The 16,257-nt window shown below is 74.1% G+C and carries 21 protein-coding genes; 9 read left to right on the top strand and 12 right to left on the bottom strand.

From position 1 onward, the window contains the following. The first annotated feature begins 38 nt into the window (after nucleotides 1-38). Complete coding sequence (locus tag ACH4PY_RS34505; RefSeq protein ID WP_398192263.1) at nucleotides 39-1,655, top strand: MDR family MFS transporter; 1,617 nt, start codon at nucleotides 39-41, stop codon at nucleotides 1,653-1,655. Between the two features lie 90 nt (nucleotides 1,656-1,745). On the opposite strand, the gene ACH4PY_RS34510 is transcribed toward ACH4PY_RS34505, so the two are convergent. Further along, on the bottom strand, nucleotides 1,746-2,468 hold the full coding sequence (locus ACH4PY_RS34510; RefSeq protein WP_398192265.1) for an SDR family NAD(P)-dependent oxidoreductase: 723 nt from the start codon (nucleotides 2,466-2,468) through the stop codon (nucleotides 1,746-1,748). A 64-nt stretch (nucleotides 2,469-2,532) separates the two neighbouring features. Here ACH4PY_RS34510 and ACH4PY_RS34515 point away from each other — a divergent pair, with 64 nt between their 5' ends. Further along, complete coding sequence (locus ACH4PY_RS34515; RefSeq protein WP_398192267.1) at nucleotides 2,533-3,180, top strand: MarR family winged helix-turn-helix transcriptional regulator; 648 nt, start codon at nucleotides 2,533-2,535, stop codon at nucleotides 3,178-3,180. A 12-nt stretch (nucleotides 3,181-3,192) separates the two neighbouring features. On the opposite strand, the gene ACH4PY_RS34520 is transcribed toward ACH4PY_RS34515, so the two are convergent. Continuing rightward, nucleotides 3,193-3,972 carry an alpha/beta fold hydrolase gene (locus ACH4PY_RS34520; protein ID WP_398192269.1) on the bottom strand — a complete coding sequence of 260 codons (780 nt, stop codon included), beginning with the start codon at nucleotides 3,970-3,972 and terminating at the stop codon, nucleotides 3,193-3,195. Nucleotides 3,973-4,069: 97 nt separating this feature from the next. Here ACH4PY_RS34520 and ACH4PY_RS34525 point away from each other — a divergent pair, with 97 nt between their 5' ends. Beyond that, a complete protein-coding gene (locus tag ACH4PY_RS34525) occupies nucleotides 4,070-4,606 on the top strand; it encodes a PadR family transcriptional regulator (protein WP_398192336.1) in 537 nt (178 codons plus the stop codon). Between the two features lie 68 nt (nucleotides 4,607-4,674). Beyond that, nucleotides 4,675-5,013: a hypothetical protein gene (locus ACH4PY_RS34530; RefSeq protein WP_398192271.1), complete on the top strand. Its 339-nt coding sequence runs from the start codon at nucleotides 4,675-4,677 to the stop codon at nucleotides 5,011-5,013. A 12-nt stretch (nucleotides 5,014-5,025) separates the two neighbouring features. Here the strand turns inward: ACH4PY_RS34530 and ACH4PY_RS34535 are convergent, their stop codons facing one another. Next, the gene (locus tag ACH4PY_RS34535; RefSeq protein WP_398192273.1) at nucleotides 5,026-5,520 is read right to left on the bottom strand and encodes a winged helix-turn-helix transcriptional regulator; all 495 of its coding nucleotides are present in this window, start codon (nucleotides 5,518-5,520) and stop codon (nucleotides 5,026-5,028) included. Nucleotides 5,521-5,608: 88 nt separating this feature from the next. Between ACH4PY_RS34535 and ACH4PY_RS34540 the strand changes: the two genes are divergently transcribed. Further along, complete coding sequence (locus ACH4PY_RS34540; protein ID WP_398192275.1) at nucleotides 5,609-6,802, top strand: MFS transporter; 1,194 nt, start codon at nucleotides 5,609-5,611, stop codon at nucleotides 6,800-6,802. Between the two features lie 110 nt (nucleotides 6,803-6,912). Here the strand turns inward: ACH4PY_RS34540 and ACH4PY_RS34545 are convergent, their stop codons facing one another. From ACH4PY_RS34545 to ACH4PY_RS34560, 4 genes are read right to left on the bottom strand one after another with little or no spacing between them, the layout of a single operon-like run. Continuing rightward, entirely contained in the window at nucleotides 6,913-7,434 is a 522-nt protein-coding gene (locus ACH4PY_RS34545) for a GNAT family N-acetyltransferase (RefSeq protein WP_398192277.1), read from the bottom strand. Further along, on the bottom strand, nucleotides 7,431-7,790 hold the full coding sequence (locus tag ACH4PY_RS34550; RefSeq protein ID WP_398192279.1) for a hypothetical protein: 360 nt from the start codon (nucleotides 7,788-7,790) through the stop codon (nucleotides 7,431-7,433). The genes ACH4PY_RS34545 and ACH4PY_RS34550 overlap by 4 nt, the downstream gene beginning before the upstream one ends. Nucleotides 7,791-7,792: 2 nt before the next feature. Then, nucleotides 7,793-8,485, bottom strand: a complete 693-nt coding sequence (locus ACH4PY_RS34555) for a transcriptional regulator (protein WP_398192281.1) — start codon at nucleotides 8,483-8,485, stop codon at nucleotides 7,793-7,795. After that, nucleotides 8,475-8,660, bottom strand: coding sequence for a hypothetical protein (locus tag ACH4PY_RS34560; protein ID WP_398192283.1), 186 nt, complete (start codon nucleotides 8,658-8,660; stop codon nucleotides 8,475-8,477). The genes ACH4PY_RS34555 and ACH4PY_RS34560 overlap by 11 nt, the downstream gene beginning before the upstream one ends. 205 nt (nucleotides 8,661-8,865) lie before the next feature. On the opposite strand from ACH4PY_RS34560, the gene ACH4PY_RS34565 reads away from it, so the two are divergent. From ACH4PY_RS34565 to ACH4PY_RS34575, 3 genes are read left to right on the top strand one after another with little or no spacing between them, the layout of a single operon-like run. After that, a complete protein-coding gene (locus ACH4PY_RS34565; protein WP_398192285.1) occupies nucleotides 8,866-9,657 on the top strand; it encodes an ATP-binding protein in 792 nt (263 codons plus the stop codon). After that, nucleotides 9,654-10,676: a radical SAM/SPASM domain-containing protein gene (locus ACH4PY_RS34570; RefSeq protein WP_398192287.1), complete on the top strand. Its 1,023-nt coding sequence runs from the start codon at nucleotides 9,654-9,656 to the stop codon at nucleotides 10,674-10,676. The genes ACH4PY_RS34565 and ACH4PY_RS34570 overlap by 4 nt, the downstream gene beginning before the upstream one ends. Next, on the top strand, nucleotides 10,636-11,034 hold the full coding sequence (locus tag ACH4PY_RS34575; protein ID WP_398192289.1) for a hypothetical protein: 399 nt from the start codon (nucleotides 10,636-10,638) through the stop codon (nucleotides 11,032-11,034). The genes ACH4PY_RS34570 and ACH4PY_RS34575 overlap by 41 nt, the downstream gene beginning before the upstream one ends. On the opposite strand, the gene ACH4PY_RS34580 is transcribed toward ACH4PY_RS34575, so the two are convergent. After that, the gene (locus tag ACH4PY_RS34580) at nucleotides 10,986-11,432 is read right to left on the bottom strand and encodes an NUDIX domain-containing protein (RefSeq protein WP_398192338.1); all 447 of its coding nucleotides are present in this window, start codon (nucleotides 11,430-11,432) and stop codon (nucleotides 10,986-10,988) included. The two genes, ACH4PY_RS34575 and ACH4PY_RS34580, sit on opposite strands and share 49 nt — an antisense overlap. A 190-nt stretch (nucleotides 11,433-11,622) precedes the next feature. Between ACH4PY_RS34580 and ACH4PY_RS34585 the strand changes: the two genes are divergently transcribed. Continuing rightward, complete coding sequence (locus ACH4PY_RS34585) at nucleotides 11,623-12,549, top strand: zinc-binding dehydrogenase (protein ID WP_398192291.1); 927 nt, start codon at nucleotides 11,623-11,625, stop codon at nucleotides 12,547-12,549. A 72-nt stretch (nucleotides 12,550-12,621) separates the two neighbouring features. Here ACH4PY_RS34585 and ACH4PY_RS34590 read toward each other — a convergent pair whose 3' ends face one another. From ACH4PY_RS34590 to ACH4PY_RS34605, 4 genes are all read right to left on the bottom strand, one after another. Continuing rightward, nucleotides 12,622-13,839, bottom strand: coding sequence for a sensor histidine kinase (locus ACH4PY_RS34590; RefSeq protein ID WP_398192340.1), 1,218 nt, complete (start codon nucleotides 13,837-13,839; stop codon nucleotides 12,622-12,624). 96 nt (nucleotides 13,840-13,935) lie between these two features. Continuing rightward, nucleotides 13,936-14,631 carry a two-component system response regulator CseB gene (gene cseB / locus ACH4PY_RS34595; RefSeq protein ID WP_398192293.1) on the bottom strand — a complete coding sequence of 232 codons (696 nt, stop codon included), beginning with the start codon at nucleotides 14,629-14,631 and terminating at the stop codon, nucleotides 13,936-13,938. 4 nt (nucleotides 14,632-14,635) lie between these two features. Further along, nucleotides 14,636-15,619 carry a hypothetical protein gene (locus ACH4PY_RS34600; protein WP_398192295.1) on the bottom strand — a complete coding sequence of 328 codons (984 nt, stop codon included), beginning with the start codon at nucleotides 15,617-15,619 and terminating at the stop codon, nucleotides 14,636-14,638. Next, the gene (locus ACH4PY_RS34605; protein ID WP_398192297.1) at nucleotides 15,616-16,200 is read right to left on the bottom strand and encodes a SigE family RNA polymerase sigma factor; all 585 of its coding nucleotides are present in this window, start codon (nucleotides 16,198-16,200) and stop codon (nucleotides 15,616-15,618) included. Before ACH4PY_RS34605 ends, ACH4PY_RS34600 begins: the two co-directional genes overlap by 4 nt. Nucleotides 16,201-16,257 lie beyond the last annotated feature (57 nt).

The following is a 16,257-nucleotide window of genomic DNA, read 5'->3' on the forward strand; positions in this document are numbered from 1 at the left end:
TGAACGACCGCCCTCGTATGGGGGAGAAACCACCGGTCATGTCCCAGACCGAATCCGCCACACCCTCCGCATCCGGGCCGCTGCCCGCAGGTGCCGGAGCGGACGGCAAGGAGAGCGGGCCCCGCCAGCGCAGCGTGCGCGTGGTGATGGGCGGCCTGCTGATCGCGATGCTGCTGGCGATGCTCGACAACATGATCGTCGGCACCGCGATGCCGACGATCGTCGGCGAGCTCGGCGGCCTCAACCACCTCTCGTGGGTCGTCACGGCCTACACCCTGGCCACGGCCGCCTCCACCCCCATCTGGGGCAAGCTCGGCGACATGTACGGCCGCAAGGGCATCTTCCTGACCTCGATCGTGCTGTTCCTGATCGGCTCGGCCGCCTCCGGCGCCGCCCAGTCGATGGACCAGCTGATCGCCTTCCGGGCCTTCCAGGGCCTGGGCGCCGGCGGTCTGATGGTGGGCGTCATGGCCATCATCGGCGAGCTGATCCCGCCGCGGGAGCGCGGCAAGTACCAGGGCATGATCGCCGGTGTCATGGCCATCGCCATGATCGGCGGCCCGCTCGTCGGCGGCTCCATCACCGACAACTGGGGATGGCGCTGGAGCTTCTACATCAACCTGCCGATCGGCGCGGTCGCGCTCGCCGTCGTCACGACGGTGCTGCACCTGCCGAAGAAGCGCAGCCAGGGCCGGATCGACTACCTCGGCGGCGTGCTGCTGACGGTCTCCATCACCTCGCTGGTGCTGCTGACCACCTGGGGCGGCACCGAGTACGCCTGGGGCTCCGTCCAGATCATCGGCCTGCTGGTGCTCGGCCTGGTCACGCTCGCGGCCTTCATCCGGTCCCAGACCCGCGCCCCCGAGCCGATCATGCCGCTGCGGATCTTCCGCAACGCGAACTTCTCGCTCATCTCCGTCATCGGCTTCCTCGTCGGCTTCACGATGTTCGGCGCGATGACCTTCCTGCCGCTCTACCAGCAGACCGTGCAGGGCGCCTCCGCGACCAACTCCGGCCTGCTGCTGCTGCCGATGCTGCTCGCGATGATGGCCGTCTCGATGGTCGCCGGCCGTGTCACGACGGCGACCGGCCGCTACAAGATCTTCCCGATCGTCGGCGGCGCGCTCATCACCGTCGGCCTGGCGCTGCTGTCCACGATGGGCGTCGACACCACGCGCTTCATGTCCGGCCTCTACATGGCCGTGCTCGGCGCGGGCATGGGCTTCATCATGCAGATCACCATGCTGGTCGCGCAGAACAGCGTGGAGATGCGGGACATCGGCGTCGGCTCGTCGTCCGCGACGCTCTTCCGCACGATCGGCGGCTCCTTCGGCGTCTCCCTCTTCGGCGCGCTCTTCTCGCACAAGGTGCAGCACTCCATGGAGTCCGCGCCGGGCGGGGCGGCCGCGATGAAGGGTGGGGCCCAGCTGGACCCGGCCACGATCGCGAAGTTCCCGGCGGGCCTGAAGGACGCGTACTTCCACGCGGTGTCGTCCGGTACGCACGTGGTCTTCCTGTGGGGCGCGATCGTGAGCGTCTTCGGCTTCCTGGCCGCCTGGTTCCTGGTCGAGACGCCGCTGCGCGGCGCGTCCGGAGCCAAGCCGAAGGCCTCTTCCGAGACGGAGGACGAGCCGCTGCTCGCCGACGCGCTCTGAGCCTGCTGTACCGGAGCCCCTGCCGCGCGGGAGCCCCTGCCGTACCGGAGCCCCCGTCCGCCGTTCCCGGCGGGCGGGGGCTCTCGCGTGTCACCGGGTGGTGTGGGCGCCGCCGTTGACGTGCAGCGTCTGGCCGGTGATGTGCCGGGCGCCGGGGGAGGCGAGGAAGAGCGCGGTCCGCGCGATGTCGTCGACCGTGCCCGCCCGCTTGTCGTGCGTCTCCTCGACGAGGGCGCGGTGCCGCTCGCCGGTCATCCCACCACGGAAGAAGCCGGTGCCCTCGATGTAGCCGGCCGCGATGACGTTGCAGGTCACGCCGCTGGGCCCGAGCTCGTGGGAGAGCGCCGCGTTCCAGGCCGCGAGGGCCGCCTTGGCCGCCCCGTAGGAGCCGCCGCGCCGCTCGGCGCCGATCGAGCCGATGCTGACGACGCAGCTGTGCGCGGTGAGCAGGGGCCGTACCGCGGTGGTGGTCAGGACGGCGGTGAGCAGGTTCTGCGCGAGGCTGTCCTGCCACTGGGCGAGGACGCCGTGCAGGGCGCCGTCGCTCCCGGTGGGGGCCGCGGGCAGCCCGCCGGCCGCGTTGACCAGGACGTCGAGGCTGTCGAGGCGGGCCGCGAGGGCGGCGACCTGGTCCGGGTCGGACGCGTCGCAGACGGCGCCGGTCACGCCCGCGCCCAGCTCCTCGGCGGCTTGCGTCACGGTGTCCTGGTGCCGCCCGGTGACGATCACCTGGGCCCGGTCGGCGGCGAAGAGCGCGGCGACGGCGCGGCCGATACCGCTGGTGCCGCCGGTGACGAGAACGGTGCGGGGCATGGGGGCCTCCGGGGTGCGGTGCTATGTTTAGACCTAAACGTAGCGGATGGCGGAGGGCGGCGGCATGGGGGTTTCCGGGGTGGAGGGGGTGCCCGGCGACAACGCTTCCGGCGATGACGCTTCCGGCGCTGAGGCGTCCCGCCCCGATACGGCCGGGTCCGACGCGGCAGGATCCGACGCGGACGGGTCCGATACGACCGGCTCCGCGCGGACCGCCGCCGGGATCGCGGCGGCGTGGCGGCGGGAGCGGCCCACCGCCCCCACCGACTCGATCGAGATCGTGACGCCCCTCTGGTGGCTGGCCAAGCTCTTCGCGGACGACCGGGCCCGCGTCCTGCGCGCCGCGGGCATCGACGCGGCGACCCTCGACCTGCTGTCCGTCATCCGCCGCGCGGGCCCCCCGTACGCCCTCGGGACCCGCGAGATCGCCCGCCGGACGCTCGTCACGGCCGGGGCTGTCTCGCAGCGCGTGGCCCGCGCCGAACGCGAGGGCCTGGTCCGCCGTACGCCCGGCGCCGGGCCCCGCGCGGTGGAGGTCGCGCTCACCCCCGCGGGGCACGACCTCATCGAGCGGTCCGTCGACGCGGTGCTCGGCCGCGAGGCGAGCCTCGTCCAGGGCCTGGAGCCGGAGCAGCGCGCCCAGCTCATCGCCCTGCTGGACACGCTCATGGCCGACGTCCGGCGCCGTACGGCCTCCCCCGGCGAGAGCTGACGCGGGGGCTGCTCAGGCCGCGATGGCGCGGGCGTACGCCGCCGGGTTGTCGAACATGACGCAGTGCCCGGCCTCCGGGACGGTCACCACCTCCACGCCCGCGGCCTCCAGCCCGGCCCGGTCCACCCCGTCCTCCCCGGAACGCTCGCCCACCAGGTAGGTGCGGGGGATGCCGGTGAGCGATTCGAGCATCGCGCGCATCGTCGGCTGCGTGCCGCGCACCAGCGCGGTGGCCGAGCGGTGCAGCGCGAGCGGGTCCGAGGTGCGCATGGTCGCCGCCCAGAGCCAGCCGACGCGCTCCAGCGTGGCCGCGAAGCCGCCGCCGTGCACGAACTCCTCCTCCGACCAGGTCGCGATCGCGCTGCTGTCCTGGGTGGCCTGCGGCGGGGCCGGGTCGAGGTTCGCCTCCGCGAGCACGAGCCGGGAGACCAGCTCCGGCCTGCGGTGGGCCAGCACGATCGCGACCGCGCCGCCCATGCTGTGCCCGATCAGCTCCGCGCCCCGCACGCCCGCGGCGTCCAGCACGCAGGCGACCGCGTCCGCGTGCTCCTCCAGCGTGTAGCCGAAGTCTGCGGGGCGGTCGCTGAGTCCGAAGCCGGGCAGGTCGACGAAGAGGGTGCGGCGCCCGGAGAGCAGCGGGTCGGCGGTGAGGTGCGCGGTGTAGGCGCCCGAGGCCGCGCCGAGCCCGTGCACATGGACGCGCGCGGGCCCGTCCCACTCCGTCTGCCCGCTCCCGGCGGCCTCCGTCCACCGGATGTGGGCGCCGCCGGTGCCGAAGCGTGTCTGACGCATGTTCCTGCTCCTTCGCTCGCGTGTTCGCGCCTCACCATACATCGTCACCGATGTATGTCGCTCCCGAGATACCCCTTCGATGGGGGACAATGACCCGATGCTGGAACTCGCGATCCTCGGCTTCCTCCACGAGGAGCCGCTGCACGGCTACGACCTGCGGCGCCGGATCGCCGCGCTGAGCGGCCACGTCAAGCCGGTGGCGGAGAGCACGCTCTACCCGGCGATCAAACGGCTGGAGCAGGCCGGCCTGCTGAGCCGCACCCCCCAGCCCGGCGCGGCCGCGGCCCCCCGCCACGTCCTGAGCCTCACCGACGAGGGCCGCGCCGAACTCCACCGCCGCCTCGCGGAACCCGCGGAGCAGGACATCACCAACGAGAACCGCTGGTTCACCGTCCTGGCCTTTCTCCGTCACCTCCCCGACCCCGCCGCCCAGGCCGCCGTCCTCCGCCGCCGCCTCGCCTTCCTCGACACCCCGTCGAGCTTCTTCCACGACGACACGGGCCCCCAGCGGGCCGAGGACATGCCCGACCCCTTCCGCCGCGGCGTCCTGCTCATCGCCCGCGCGACCACCAAGGCGGAGCGGGCGTGGCTCCACGAGACCCTGGCGTCCCTGGACGACGCGGCAGCGGGATAAGCCGTGGCCCGCCCGCGCACCGACCGGCTACGGTGCGAGTGCCCCGGCCTCCTTCGAAAGCACCCCCGATGACCACCACCCTCTGGCGCCCCACCGGCCCGGCCGAACTCGACCTCGTCCGCGCCCTCGCATGGCGCGCCTGGCCGCCCCGCCTCCCCGAGCAGCCGATCTTCTACCCCGTGCTGAACGAGGACTACGCGATCACGATCGCCCGCGACTGGAACGTCCCCCATGACGGCGCGGGCTACGTCACCCGCTTCGAGGTCGAGTCCGACTTCCTGGCCCGCTACCCCGTGCGGCAGGCCGGCGGCCGCACGATCCTCGAACTGTGGGTCCCGGCGGAGGAACTCCCCGAGTTCAACGCGCACATCGTCGGCGAGATCCAGGTGGTGCACGAGTTCCACTGAGGGGGCGTCACCCTACCCCTGGGGGCTCCGGGGCTTCCGGACGCGTGTGGTGGCCGCGTCCAGCCGGGTGCCGTCGGGGGCGGTGGGGGTGAAGGCGGGGACGGGGGTGCCGTCCGTGCCGGTCAGGGTGGAGCGGGGCTCGCCGGGGGCGAAGGCGTGGTGTTCGCCCCACTGGCGCAGGGTGAGGATGACGGGGAAGAGCGCGTGGCCCGCGTCGGTGAGGACGTACTCCTGGCGGCGGCCGGTCGCTGCGGTGCGCTGGGCCAGGAGTCCGTGGGCGGTGAGCTTGCGGAGACGGTCGGCGAGGATGTTGCGCGCGATGCCGGTGCGGCGCTGGAACTCGGTGAACGCCCGCGCCCCGTCCATCGCGTCGCGGATCACGAGCAGGCTCCACCGGTCGCCGACCAGGTCGAGCGTGCGGGCCACCGGGCACTCCGGGTCGGTCCAGTCGACCTCGGGCCGGTCGGGGTCGGGGGTCGCGGCGGGCGCGCCGTCGTCGCCGTTCATGACATCTCCCAATGAGTTGCGGATCAAAACCATCATGCCGTACCGTCCAATCGGTTTCAATTTGCTACCGATAGGAGGTGTGGGCGCGATGACCACATGGAGCCGCCTGCTGCTCGCGACGGTGTGCGGCGTGGCCGTGGCCGCCGTCTACGCCGCGCAGCCGGTCCTCGGGCCGATGGGGCGCGACCTCGGCGTACCCGCGGGCCGCACCGGCTGGATCGTCGCGGCCGGGCAGTTCGGCTACCTGGCCGGGCTCGTGCTGCTCGTGCCGCTCGGCGACGTCGTGGCCGACCGGCGCCGGCTGATCGCCGTGCACCTGGCCGCCACCGCGGCGGGCGCGGTCCTCACGGCGGCGGCGCCCGCCGCGTGGGCGGCGTTCGCCGGACTCGCGACGGCCGGGACGTTCGCGGTCGTGGTGCAGACGACCGTCGCCTATGCCGCGTCCCTCTCACCCCCCGCCGAACGCGGCCGGACCATCGGCGTCGTGACCTCGGGCGTCGTCGTCGGCATCCTGGGCGCGCGCGTCGTCGCGGGCGTCCTCGCCCAGGCGTGGGGCTGGCGCAGCGTCTACGCCGTGCTCGCCGCGCTGTCACTCGGGCTCGCGGGCCTCGTCCTCGGCTGCCTGCCCGCGGAGGACCGGCCCCGCCGTGCCACGGACTACGCGGGCGCGGTCGCCGCCCTCGGCGGACTCTTCACACAGCGCCCCTTCCTCACCCGCGGCCTCATCGCCTTCTTCCTCTTCGCCTCCTTCGGCACGCTGTGGAGCGGGCTGTCCCTCCCGCTCGCGGACGCCCCCTGGCACCTGGGCGAGAGCCGGATCGGCCTGTTCGGCGTCCTCGGCCTCGCGGGCGCGCTCGGCGCCGCCCGCGCGGGACGCTGGGCCGACGCCGGGCGCGCGACCCCGGTCACCGGCCTCGCCCTCGCGCTGCTCGTCGCCTCCTGGGCGGCGATCGAACGGCTGCCGTCGTCGCTGTGGCTGCTGGCGGCCGGGATCGTGCTGCTCGACTTCGCCGTCCAGGCCGTGCACGTCAGCAACCAGCACGTGCTCACCGCCGCGCACCCGGACCGCCTCAGCGGCGTCATCGGCGCATACATGGTCTTCTACGCACTCGGCTCCGCCCTCGGCGCCGCCACGACCACCACCGCCTACGGCGCCCACGGCTGGCCGGCCTCCAGCCTCCTCGGCGCCGCCTTCGCCACCTGCGCGCTGACCGTGTGGGCAGTCGGCGTACTGCGCCGACCCCAGCCGCGGACCGCGCGGAGCGGGGGAGCGGAGGGATAGGACTTCGTCACCCCCGTGCTTCGAGCGCCTCGAAGACGTCGGGTGGTGATTGCGGGTTCCGGCGGCCCAGGCCTCACGCATACGGCGGCCGGGCCCGGGGGGCATACCGTTCAGCTGCTCCCGTGCGCACGGGCGATGAGCAGGTCGTAGGTCTCGCCCCCGTTCCGGTACGGGCCCGCGGAGCGGTAGCCGAGCCGGTCGTAGAAGGCGCGCCCCCGATGGTTGGCGGGATCGACGAGCAGCGAGGTCCACTGCGGGGCGACCGCCTCGATGAGGGCTTCGTGGAGCCGGGTGCCGATGCCGCGGGACTGCCACTCCGGGTGTACGGCCAGCTCGCACACGCCCATCAGCCCGTCGCGGGCTTCCGCCGGGATCCGCGGCAACAGCTCCTCGCCGTGCCAGTATGCGGCGGAGCACGGGAAGCCGTAGCCGAAGCCGACGAGCGTGCCGCTGCCGTACGCGGCGGTGAGGACGAACCCCGCGTGCCGGAGGTGCCCGTGGACCTGCGCCCGGAATTCCCCGCCACGCCGGTCCGCGACCGCGCCGAACTCCGGGTGCGCCTCCGTCCAGACGCGGGCCAGCTCCTCGACCAACGCCCGCGCCTCGTCGGCCCCGTGCTGCCGGAGCGTCACCCCCGCGCTTCGAGCGCCTCGAAGATGTCCGCGTCCGTCTCCCGCTGCCAGTCGGGGAGTTCGGCCCAGTCGGCGACGTAACCCGGCTTCGGATCCGCGATGAGCCGGTGGATCTGCGCGATCCAGCACGTGGCGACGAACCGCCCTTTCTGCTCCCGGCTCAGCTTCCCCGCATGCCCCTCGCTGACGTCGAGAAAGGCCTCCACCTGCCCTTCGACAGCCCCCGCGGCGGCCCGCTCCCACGCGGGTGTGTCCTCCCACGGCGTGACGTACCCGGGCTTCGGCTCCCCGGGATGGTGCTTGCGGACTCCGGCGATCCAGGCGTCACGGAAACGGCGGCCGGGTTCGTTCGTCACGATCAGGCTCCCAAGGAGATGAGGCGATCGCGGAGTTCGGTGACCCGCGAGTCGGAAAGGAACGGTGTGAGGTGGGGTTGCAGGCCGTGAAATCTACGGACGATGTAGCCCGAACTCGTGCGTTGCGCGAGGTCCGCAGCGTCCGAGCCGTAGCCGACCAGCCGGTCGACATCTCTGCGGCGTGCGCCGATGACGGCAAGGTCGGAGAGCACGGCGCCGCGGCGACGGGGAGACAGCGAGTCCTGAAGAGCCCCGCTCAAGGCATGCTCGGCCAGGTCGAGCCGGCCCAGGGACATGTACGCGGCGCCGCGTTCCTCGGCAAGCCGGTCGCCGGTGAAGCGCAGCCAGCCGCCCGGTGCGGCCGTAGCACTCTCCTGTACAGCAGCCGCTTCGTCCAGGGCCCGGCTGCACCCGTCTGCGTCGCCCAGCCCCGCGAGCACTTGCGCCCGTACCGATGCGACCCAGTGCCGGGTCGGGAGCTGGCTGTCCCCGTTGCGAGCAAGGGTCTCCGCGGCGTCCAGAAGCGGCAGGGCTTCGCCATACCGGCGTGAGTAGATACTCACGAAGGAGTGGCGGACCAGTCCGCACGCCCAGAGATCCCGATTCCGCGCCTCTTTACTCGCGTCCGCCGCAAGGGTGTAGCAGTGTGCTGCCTCGGTGTAGCGATTGGCGTCGAACCACACCTCACCCGCCAACTGTGGTCACCTCGCCGCGTTCCCAGGCGGCGATGAGGCGCCCCGTGCAGCCCGTGTTCTCGCTCAGGGCGGTCGCCGTCATGTTGACCAGGCGGGCGAACTCGTCGCGGCTCATGCGGAATTCGCGTTCCCGCACCTCGCGGATGACGGTATTGGGCTTGGCGTCTGCGGCCATCGCGACTCCGGCGCTACAGCGGGTGGACGTTCCGAACGTAGCTCGTGAAGCGGCACGTCGGGTGCTGGATTCCCGGACGGGGTGAATCCGAAGCGCGAATTACATGCTTCTTACATGCCGGTGGCCGCGCGCTCGCCGGGGCGCCTCCGGTTCTCTCGACGGGAAGGGCCCGGGACCCGGGTCCACGCCGGAAGGGAGAACGCCCATGGCCACCGTCAGGACCCCCACCGCCCCCGCCCCGCGCGGGTGCCCGGACGTACCCGTACGCCATCGGATGACGCTCGGCGTCGGGCCCGGTCTCGGGGACGTCGGGCGGGCCCGGCGGGAGGTGGGGGACTGGCTGGGCGGGCTGGGGCTCGCGGAGAGTGCGGACGGAGTGGGGCTCGTGCTGGGCGAGCTGGCCGGTAACGCGCTCCGGCACGCGCCTGGCGCAAGAGTCGAGGTCGTCCTCGGGGCGGGTGGCGGCCGGGTCGTGGTCGAGGTGAGGGACGGCTCGCCCGCACCGCCGGTGCTCCGCGCGGACGCGGACCCGTACGCCGAGACGGGCCGCGGCCTCCCGCTGGTGGCCGCCTTCGCCGCGGACTGGGGGTGGGCGCCGGGGCCGGACGGCAAGACCACCTGGGCCGTCCTCGCCGATCCGAGCGGTTACGCACCCGTTCCGCTCCCCGTCTGCCGCGAGCGGCGCGTGCTCACCGGCGAACCCCGCGCCACAGCAGCCGCGTTCGGGCCGCACGCCGAGCACGACCTGCGCTGCGTGCTCCAGACGCACACGGCGGGCGTCCACCACGCGTACGTCCTGGACCTCGACGCCCCGGCACCCGTGCGGTGTGGGCCCGTTGGGAGTCGCCCGATGACACGCCCCGCCTCGAAGTGCTTCCCGACTGCCCCGCCGTCGACTCCGCCATGCCGGACGAGGCGTGCTGCGCGTACGACGGCCACCCCGGTGCGCACAGCTACCAACTCACCGACCCCTGGCGCCCGTAGGAGCCACGCATGAGAGCACTTCCGCTGCGGCCGGTCTTCGCCTGGCTGGAGATCACCGGCTTCTGCAATCTCGCCTGCCGCCATTGCTACGCCAATTCCTCCCCGCAGGGCACGCACGGCGTCATGTCCGCTGCCGACTGGCTGCGCGTGATCGACGAGCTGGCCGCGATGGGCGTCCGCGACGTCCAGTTCATCGGCGGGGAGCCCACACTCCATCCGGAGTTGCCGCGCTTTGTGCGCCACGCGCTCGGGAAGGCGATGCGCGTCGAGGTCTTCAGCAACCTCACCCACATCCGGCCCGAGGTGTGGGACGTGTTGCGGCTGCCCGGTGTGCGGGTCGCGTTCAGCTACTACAGCGATCGGGACGCAGACCACGACGACGTCACGGAGGCGCGGGGCGCCCACGCCAGGACCCGGGCCAACGTCGAGAAGGCACGCGAACTCGGCGTCGCGCTGCGCGGGAGCGTCATCGACGTGCTGCGGGGCCAGCGGGCCGGGGACGCGGAGCGGGATCTGCTCCAGCTCGGTATCCGTGACGTGCGTACGGACCGGGTCCGGCCCTTCGGCCGGGGCGCGGACGGCGCTTACCCGGACCTGCGGCGGCTGTGCGGCATGTGCGGGCGGGCGAAGTTCGCCGTGTCGCCCGACGGAGACATGTGGCCGTGTGTTTTCGCGCGCTGGATGAACCTCGGGAACGTCCGCGAGCAGAGCCTTCAGGCCGTCTACGACGGCATCGCCATGCGCGCGGCCCGGGCGGAACTCGAAGCGGCTTTCCCCGGCAGCGCGGTGCGCATGAGCCCGACGGCCTGCCCGAGTGCAACCCGGCATTCGACACGTGCAGCCCGCAGACCGTCTGCGCGCCGGACGCGGCCTGCGAACCGACCGGCGAGAGCGCGCGCCTGTCGCCGCGCCGATCCGTGCGCTACCACAACCCGGGTGTCTCGGGCACGGGGTGCTGACGGGCCTGGCGTCGGCGCCCTAGCGTGGCCGCATGCTCGACGACTCCCCTGTGCTGTATCTGGCGCGGCGTGACGCCTACGCCGCCTTTCTGGCCGCCGCCGATGCCGAAGCCCACGTCGCGTGGTTCCGCGTGGACGGGCGGTACGCCGACGAGGTCACCGCCGTCGCGGCCGTGGATCGGGCGTACGCGGTGACGCGTGGCGCCTTCGCGGTGATCGAGGTCGAGGGGGTCGGGCCCGTCCGGGAGGGCAGCGTTCTGCTGGACGGGCTGGCGGCGCTGCACCGGGACGCCGGGGCGCGGCCGGACTGGAAGGCGTTCAAGGCCGCGCGTGAGGACTTCGTCGCGGCCGCTCGTGCGGCGCTTCAGGGGCTCCGGGACGGTCAGTCCCAGCCGCGGATCGTGACGGACGGGGGAGCGGACGCCAGGTAGGAGGTGAGGGCGGTCGCGGAGGAGGGGACGAAGGGGGTGGGGAGGGCGGCCGTCGGGGTCCAGGCGACCGTGGAGTGCTTGGCGGGCTCGCGGTTCTCCGCCGTCCCGGACCAGGTGGTGGTGGCGAAGACGACGGTCACGAAGCCGTTGGGGGACTGGACGCCCCACGCCCCGTGGACGACGTGCGTGAGGCGCAGCGCCTCGGGGGCGACCACCAGGCCGGTCTCCTCGTGGAGTTCGCGGACGGCGGTGGCCGTGACGGGCTCGCCCGGGTCGCACTTGCCGGACGGGAGGTCCCATTTCCCGGGGGCGAACCTCGCCCCGTCGCCGCGGCGCAGGAGCAGGACGCGGTCCGTCGCGGTGTCGTGGACGACGACGGCCGCGGCGAGCAGCGTCATCGCGGAGAGCGCGGGCGGGAGCGGGGCGGGGCGGGCGGTGTCGGTCACGGGGCCTCCAGGCGGGTGCGGGCGCTCCCTCCTTGATAGCCGACGGCTATGACAGCGGGTATTGGACCACCGTGCACAGGCCACTTGAGGATGACGGGACGGGGCCCGGATCCGCGGGCCGGTCGCACGATCGGGGAGAGCCATGCGCGCGGTGGTGTACGACGGCGAGGGCATCACGCTGGGGACGGCGCCGGAGCCGGTGCCGGGGGACGGGCAGGCGCTCGTCGAGGTGCGGGCGGTGTCCGTCAACTTCACGGACGTCGCCCACCTGGACCCCGCCACGCCGCCCGGCACGGTGCTGGGGCTGGACGCCGCGGGGGTGGTGCGGCGGGCCGCGGCCGACGGTTCGGGGCCGGGCGTCGGCGCCCGCGTCGTGACGTTCGGGTGGGGGCGCGCCGCCTGGGCGCAGGTGCGGGCCGCCGACACCGAGCATCTCGCCGTCCTCCCGGACGGCGTCGGCTTCGCGGAGGCCGCGGCGCTGCCCGCCGCCGGGGTCACCGCGCTGCGCGCGCTGCGCCAGCTGGGGCCCGTCGTGGGGCGCCGGGTGCTGGTGACGGGGGCCTCGGGCGGCGTCGGGCGCTTCGCCGTCCAACTGGCCGCGCTCGCGGGCGCGTACGTGGTCGCCGCCGTGGGCAGCCCGGAACGCGGTGCGGGCCTGCGGGAGTTGGGCGCGCGGGAGGTCGTCACGGGCCTCGCGGACGTCTCCGCGCCCGTCTTCGGCGTGCTGGAGAACGTCGGCGGGCCGCTCCTCGGCGAGGCCTTCGCCCTGCTGGAGCCGGGCGGCAGCCTCCAGAGCATCGGCTCGGCCTCGGGCCTGCCCTCCACCCTGGACCTGGAGACGGCGCGGCGCGCGGGCGGCGCCAAACGCCTGGAGGTCTTCATGGTGGGAACCCCGGACGCCCCCTTCGGCCCCGACCTCGCCCACCTCGCCGCGCTGCTGGGGGAGGGCCGCCTCGACCCGCAGATCGGCTGGCGCGGTCCCTGGGAGCGCGTCCGGGAGGCGGCCGCGGCCCTGCTCGACCGCCGCGTCGCGGGCAAGGCGGTGCTGGAGGTGACGCCGGGCGCGTGACGGGTGGGGCGGCCCCACGGCGGGGGGCCCGTCCGCTCTTCAGCGGGGCAGTGACCGGCGGGGCGGCCCCCCTCAGCGCGGCAGCAGCAGTTGCGCCACCGCTCCGCCGCCCGCCGAGGGCGGCGCGTTGCGGAAGGTGAGGCGGGCACCAAGGACGCGGGCCTGGCCGGTGGCTATCGTCAGGCCCAGGCCGTGGCCGCCGGAGCGGTCGGTGGAGCCGGTGCGGAAGCGGCTGGGGCCGTCGCGGAGCAGGTCGGCGGGGAAGCCGGGTCCGTGATCGCGGACGCGGACGAAGGGGCCGTCGACCAGGACGTCGACGGGCCCGGCGCCGTGCCGGGCGGCGTTCGCGAGCAGGTTGCCGAGGACGCGTTCGAGCCGTCGCGGGTCGGTCTGGACCACCGCGTCCGCCACCACCGTGACGCGCGCCCCGGGCGCGAGCACCGGCACCCGGCGGCGGACGAACTCGCCCAGCACGACCTCCTGGAGGTCGGCCCGTTCGGCGGCGCCGTCCAGCCGCGCGACCTCCAGGACGTCCTCGACGAGCGTGCGCAGCGCGTGCACCCGGTCGCGTACCAGCTCCGACGGGCGCCCGGCCGGGAGGAGTTCGGCAGCGGTGACCAACCCCGTGAGGGGGGTGCGCAGTTCGTGCGCGATGTCCGCGGTCACCCGGCGCTCGGCCTCCAGCCGCCGTTGCAGGGCGTCGGCCATCGCGTCGACCGCGCGGGCGAGCTCGTCGGTCTCGTCCCGCCCGCCGCCGCCGATGGCCTCCCGCACCCGCACGTTGGTGTCGCCGTCGGCGGCCTTGCGGGCCGCGAGCGCCGCCCGCCGCAGCCGCCGCGACATGCGGCCGCCGACGAACACGCCGAGCGCCGTACCGCACAGCACCACCGCCACCGAGCCGATGACGAGGGTGCGGTCGAGGTCGGTGAGGACGGAGTAGCGGTCGGTGATCCCGGTCCTGAGTGAGAGCACCCGGCCGTTGCCCGCGGGTGTCGCGGCCCACACCCGCAATCCGTGCCGGGTCCGCTGGACGTACGTGGCGCGCTGGCCGTCGTCCGCGTAGGTGCGCAGCTCCGCGGGCAGGTGGGGGTCGTCGATCGTGGCGTAGAAGACGAGCCTGCCCGTCGTCTCGTAGATCCGCAGCGCGGACTGCACGCGCTCGTCCTGTACGTCCCGGGCGCCGTTGATCATGCTGGCCCGCGCCGCGTTGTGCACGACCAGGCTCAGCGCGACCACGACGAGCGCCGACACCAGCGCGATGGCCGCGCTCAGCTTCCACCGCAGCGTCATCCCGGGCAGCCGGCGGCGCACCCGCCGGGCCAGCACGCGGCAGCGGCGCACCAGGCGGGCGGAGGCGGGGCGGCGCGGGGGCACGGCGGGCGCGCCTCAGGCCCGCAGCTTGTAGCCGAAGCCGCGCACGGTCTCGATCCGGTCCTGCCCGACCTTCGCGCGCAGGCGCTGCACGTGCACGTCCACGACGCGGGTGTCGCCGCCCCACTCGTAGTCCCACACCCGCGCGAGCAGCCGGTCGCGCGACAGTACGGTGCCGGGCGCGGCCGCGAACTCCAGCAGCAGCCGCAGCTCGGTCGGGGTGAGGGCGATGCGCTCGCCGTCCCGGGTGACCTCCAGGCCCTCCGGGTCGATGACGATGTCCCCGAAGGACAGCAGCGCGCCCGGGTCGGGCGGCGGGTCGTCCGACCGGGCGGCGCGGAAGCGGCGCAGCACCGCGCGGATCCGGGCGACGAGCACGGCACCGTCGAAGGGCTTGGTCACGTAGTCGTCGGCGCCCGCCTCCAGGCCGAGCACGACGTCGATCGCCTCGGCCCGCGCGGACACCATGATGATCGGCACGGTCGACTCGTCGCGGATCTGCCGGCACAGGCTGACGCCGTCCAGCCCCGGCAGCATGACGTCGAGCAGCGCGAGGTCGGGCCGCCGGGCGCGGAAGGCGTCCAGGCCGGTGACGCCGTCGGGCGCGGCGGTGACCTGGAAGCCGTCGCGTTCCAGGGAGAGCGTGGTGGCCTCGCGGATCACGTCGTCGTCCTCGACGAACAGCACGTGCGGGCCGTTGGGGTACAGCATGCGGCTACCGGCCCGCCGCGGTGGGCGCGGTGGACGCCCCGGTGCCGTCGGGCTGCGCGGGCGGCACCGACTGCGTGGCGGCCGCGGTGGGCAGGCCCGGGTCGAGCGGGTCGGAGTCGGGGCGCGGCGCGGGGTCGGTCGAGGTCGGCTCGGGCACGACGGTCGGCGTCTTCGCCCCGAAGTCCGCGTACTCACGCGAGACCTGGACGAAGCGGCCGCCGCGCCACACGTACGTCACCGACTCCTGCCCGACCGGCGACGACAGCGGGTCGTTCATCTCGTACACCTCGTGCGTGATCTCCAGCTGCCCGTCCTCGACGCTGCCGTAGACCGGCGGCCGCTCGTCGGCGAAGACGTTCTGGTATTTCCCCTTCACCATACGGTAGACGTACGCGGCCACTCCCAGGCCGTTCCCGCAGGTCGTGACGTTGACCACGAGGTCGGGGCCGTCCCCGGCGGTGAGGTTGCCGGAGTCGACGGTCACGGGGTAGCTGTCCGCGTCGGCCGGGTCGGCCGGGTCGGCCGGGTCGGCCGGATCGGACCGGCCGGACGGGTCGGAGGGGGCGGTGGAGCGGAAGGTGCGGCCGGTGCGGGGCTCGGAGGGGGGCGTGGTGGGGGGAGTGCGGTCGGAGTCCCCGCCCGCGCTTCCGCCCGCGCCCGAGCCGTCCCCGGGGTCGTCGTCCGTTCCGCCGTCCGTTCCGCCGGCGGACGCCGCCGCCGACCTGCGGGCCGACAGCGCCGGGCCGCACGGCACCAGGTCCTCCCGTACGTCCCGGCTCACGCTGTCGTCCCGCCGGACCATCGTGGCCAGCGCGTGCTTGTCCAGCGCGAGGGGCGGCGCGCTCTGCGTGGAGACGGCGCGGGTGCTCGGCGAGGGCGCCGGGCCCTCGTTCCGGGCCCCCGTCCCCGCCGCACCGCAGCCGGAGACCACGACGCACGCGCTGCTCAGCGCGGTCATCGCGGCCGTCACGGCACTCGCGTGTCTCACGCGACGCACATCGCCTCCGTCAACTCCTCCGCCGCCTTCGTGCCCGCCCCCGGGCGCGGCCGGTGGCGGTAGCCGTAGCCGCCGTCCTCCAGGTGGTCCCGCAGCCGGGCCAGCGCCCGGTGCAGCGTGCTCTTGACCGTACCGATCGACAGGCCGAGCGCGCGGGCGGTCTCCTCGGTCGTGAGCTGCCCGTAGTGCCGCAGCATGACGACCTGGCGCTGCTTGGGCGCGAGTCCGGCGATGGCGTCGAGCAGCATCTCACGGTCCGCGCGCTGCTCGGTCCCGTCGTCGACGACGGATTCCGGCAGCTCCCCGGTGGGCACTTCCTCCAGCTTGCGGCTGCGCCACCACTCCGTGCGGGTGTTGATCATGACCCGGCGCATGTACGCGTCGGCGAGCGTCTTGTCGGCGATCGTGTCCCAGCGGGGGAAGGTGCGCACCAGCGCGGTCTGCACCAGGTCCTGCGCGTCTATCGGGTCCGGGACGAGGCGGCGGGCGCTGCGCAGCAGGGCGTCCTGCCGCGTCCTGACGTACTCCTCGAAGTCCAGTACCGCGCCTGAGCCCGCGCCGGTCGCCGCCATCGTGTTCTCCCGCCCCTTGCTTGTCCTTGCGGACGAACGTAGGCAGCGGATGTCAGG

Origin of the sequence: Streptomyces sp. NPDC021224, assembly GCF_044332905.1 — a bacterium.
In the GTDB taxonomy this organism is placed as follows: Bacteria; Actinomycetota; Actinomycetes; order Streptomycetales; family Streptomycetaceae; genus Actinacidiphila.